The sequence below is a fragment of the Desulfurellaceae bacterium genome (assembly GCA_021296095.1).
GTDB lineage: Bacteria > Desulfobacterota > Binatia > Bin18 > Bin18 > JAAXHF01.
Genome location: JAGWBB010000097.1, coordinates 13858 through 15841 on the forward strand (window position 1 = coordinate 13858; position 1984 = coordinate 15841).

3 protein-coding genes are annotated in these 1984 nt (G+C 62.9%); all 3 read left to right on the forward strand.

The window, feature by feature from the left end:
• Window positions 1–179: 179 nt before the first annotated feature.
• Complete coding sequence (locus J4F42_18625; protein ID MCE2487534.1) at window positions 180–992, forward strand: SDR family oxidoreductase; 813 nt, start codon at window positions 180–182, stop codon at window positions 990–992.
• A gap of 34 nt (window positions 993–1026) precedes the next feature.
• Complete coding sequence (locus J4F42_18630; GenBank protein ID MCE2487535.1) at window positions 1027–1320, forward strand: hypothetical protein; 294 nt, start codon at window positions 1027–1029, stop codon at window positions 1318–1320.
• On the forward strand, window positions 1289–1984 hold a 696-nt coding region (locus J4F42_18635; protein MCE2487536.1), incomplete at its 3' end, for a hypothetical protein. The genes J4F42_18630 and J4F42_18635, both read left to right, overlap by 32 nt.

The following is a 1984-nucleotide window of genomic DNA, read 5'->3' on the forward strand; positions in this document are numbered from 1 at the left end:
GTCAAGCGGACGCTGGGCTGGGAACTCAGAACGGCTGGGCGGGTCGTGCTGGCCGGGCTGCTGCCGTTCGGACCGTTTGTGATTGACGGCTGGTTACGCACAAAAGATATCGCTGATGACTGATCCCCACGCAAATAGAGATCACCGATATCTTTTCAGGATATACAGGAGGGAAGATCATGACGACACATCAAAGAGTCGCGCTGGTGACGGGAGCCGGAACGGGTATCGGCAAACACCTGACGCTCGCCTTGTTGCAGGAGGGCTATGCGGTCGTGCTGGCCGGCCGTCGGGCCGAGCTGTTGGAGCAGACCGTGGCCGAAGCCGGAGCTGCGGGGGAAAAGAGGAAACGTGTCAACCGTTTTGATGCGGAGGGACGACACGTTTCCTCTTCGCGGACCCTGGTCGTGCCGACCGATGTGGGCGACCCGGCTGCGGTACGTGCGCTGTTCGCCAAAACGCGCGAGACGTTCGGCCGGCTGGATCTGCTGTTCAACAATGCGGGCAGCGGTGCGCCGCCGATTCCCCTCGAAGACCTGTCCTACGAGCAGTGGCAGAGCGTGGTCGATGTGAATCTGACCGGTGCCTTTCTGTGTACCCAGGAGGCGTTCAAGATCATGAAGGATCAGGACCCGCGCGGGGGACGGATTATCAATAACGGCTCGATCTCGGCCCATGTACCGCGTCCCAACTCGGCGCCCTACACCGCCACCAAGCACGCCATGACGGGCCTGACCAAATCGACCGCCCTCGACGGGCGTAAATACGATATTGCCTGCGGCCAGATTGACATCGGGAATGCCGAGACGGAGATGACGGCCAGAATGAAGCAGGGCGTGCCGCAGGCCAACGGCACAATTGCGGCCGAGCCGACCATGGACGTGGCAAATGTGTCCCGCGCGGTCGTGTATATGGCCGGCCTGCCCCTTGACGCCAACGTCCAGTTCATGACGGTGATGGCGACAAAGATGCCGTATGTGGGTAGAGGCTAGAAGAAAACGCTGGATGCTGAAAAGGAACGGACGTATGTCTAGCAGCGAGCTGTGTTTTTTGACCGCGACCGAATTAGCCGGCCGACTCCGTCGCCGAGAGGTGTCGTGCCAGGAGGCGCTTGAGGCGCATCTCAGGCAGATCGAGCGGATCAACCCGCAGGTCAACGCGATCGTCACCCTGATTGCCGAACAGGCGCTCGACCAGGCCCGTCGGGCGGATGAGACTCGGCCTGCCGACATGGGGCCGTTGTACGGTCTGCCCATCGCCCATAAGGATCTGGTTCTGACGCTCGCCCATTTTTGCCGATTTTGTCCCCGACCAGGATGAGATCATCGTTGAACGCATGCGTCAGGCCGGGGCGATTACCATTGGCAAGACCAATGCGCCCGAGTTCGGGGCGGGCTCACAGACCTATAACACGGTGTTTGGGGCGACGCGTAACCCGTATGACCTGAGCAAAACCTGCGGCGGCAGCAGCGGCGGGGCGGCCGTGTCCCTGGCCAGCGGCATGCTGCCGCTGGCGGACGGCAGCGATCTGGGCGGCTCGCTGCGCAATCCGGCCAGTTTCTGCAATGTGGTTGGCCTGCGCCCGTCTCCGGGCCGGGTGCCGACCTGGCCGCACCGGGTCGCCTGGTTTCCGTTTGCGGTTGAGGGACCGATGGCCCGAACGGTGCAGGATGCGGCCCTGTTGCTGAGCGTCTTGGCCGGACCCGACCCGCGGACGCCGCAGGCAGTCAATGAACCGGGCAGCCTGTTCAGCCAGGACCTGGAACGCTCTTTTGCGGGAACGCGCATCGCCTGGAGCCCGACCCTGGGTGGTCTGCCGGTCGATCCGCAGGTGACCGCAGTGCTGGAGTCGCAGCGGGCGGTCTTTGAACAGCTGGGCTGCGTTATCGAGGAAGCCACACCGGATTTTCACGACGCGGACGAAATCTTTCGGGTCTGGCGGGCGTGGTATTTTGAGCTGGCCCTGGGCGAGCTGCTGACCGAG

Bases quoted from the DNA above. Each gene is read 5' to 3' on its own strand.
- J4F42_18625 (MCE2487534.1), top strand. From the start codon at position 180: ATGACGACACATCAAAGAGTCGCGCTGGTGACGGGAGCCGGAACGGGT.
- J4F42_18630 (MCE2487535.1), top strand. From the start codon at position 1,027: ATGTCTAGCAGCGAGCTGTGTTTTTTGACCGCGACCGAATTAGCCGGC.